Here is a 1,405-nt window from a genome sequence, read left to right as displayed (position 1 = left end):
GGCGGCAGGATGGCTAAAACAACGCAGACCTTTTTTGAGAACTCTATTTATAAGTATAGGGATACGGAAGCCGAGATCGACATCGACGTTTTTGACAACACCGCCAAGGGTGATATCACAGAGGTGACTGCAAGCCAGCGGCGCCTGGCTCATCTAAGTGAGGTGTATGACGGCGACCGTGATATCCCTAAACGCTTTGCGACTTGCGAGTACGATCAATTTCTGCTTGACGGATCCATGACGCTGATGCCGGATGACTACACCCGGGAGAGAGTAGGCTGGTGGTCAGAGTTGTCAGATGACAGCTGCGAGTTTGCCAGGCCGCAGATCATCATGGTGCAGTTTGATAAGCGGCACAGCTCGGCCGGTATCACCTGTTACTATGATGACTACAGCAAGCCGGTGGAGTCGATCTGCCGGTGGTACCGCGGGGGCGAGCTGCTGGCGGAGCACAAGCTGCTATACCCGGCGTGGACCGTTGAGTCGTTTAACAGCGCCAACATCACCATGGATCAATTTAACACGATGACTGTCGGAACGTTTAATTACGGTGAGGCTCCAGCCAAGCAGGAGTATGGCCAGAGCGTTGATGGCTATGATCGCATTGAGATTGAGATGATCCAGACACAAAACCCGCAGACTTATGTCAAGCTGTATGAAATTGATTTTGGTTTAACGTATGCCCTGACGGGCGAACAGACGCAGGGAGCAAAAGTTAAGGAGCAGGTATCACTGTTAAGCAATACGCTCTATCCCAACGAGCTGTCGTTTAACCTCGAGAACTATGAGCGCAAATATGATCTGCTTAACCCGTCGGATCTGCTGCGCTATTTCAAAAAAGGGCAGGAGGTGCGGGTGCAGGCCGGTGTCAAAAACCGCAAGACTGGGATCTTCGAGCGGGTCAACATGGGCAAGTATTATCTGGATCCGCCATCCAGCAAGTCTGCCAAGCTGACCTGTAAGGCGTATGGGATCTTAAACATGCTGCTGGACGACGAGGATTATTACTCGCCGTTTTGGCAGGATGCCGCGGTTGCCGATATCGTCGCGGATATCTTGATCGGTTATGATCACTACGTCCATCCCAATGTCGGCGGGATTAAGCTGACCGGCTACATCCCAACGCAAAACAAAAAGGACGCATTAAAGGTGGTGGCCATCGCGGTCGGCGCCATCGTTAAAGAGGGCCGCGACGGTAAGATTTATTTTTACCAGGCCACTGAGGAGCTGATCAGCAATCAGATCATCGCGGAGGACACAGTTTATACCGGCTGGCCACATGCGGGCATGTTGATGGCCGGCCAGGCGCCGCTGCCGCAGACGATCATTGCGCTGCCGTATGTGCTTAAGGCGGATCGCAACACCCGGCTGGGGGATATTGATACCAAAGATATTGGCAGCTACA

Annotated in this window: 1 protein-coding gene; it reads left to right on the top strand. The window is 52.7% G+C overall.

Annotated features, from left to right (window positions below; all coding sequences use genetic code 11):
• Window positions 1–9: 9 nt before the first annotated feature.
• Window positions 10–1,405: hypothetical protein (locus tag I2D94_RS18765; RefSeq protein WP_195397914.1), on the top strand; the 1,396-nt coding region annotated here is incomplete at its 3' end.

This window comes from Holdemania sp. 1001302B_160321_E10, from assembly GCF_015552275.1.
GTDB lineage: Bacteria > Bacillota_I > Bacilli_A > Erysipelotrichales > Erysipelotrichaceae > Holdemania.
The sequence above is the reverse complement of the archived record's forward strand: the minus strand, read 5'-3'. Positions and strand labels throughout refer to the sequence as shown.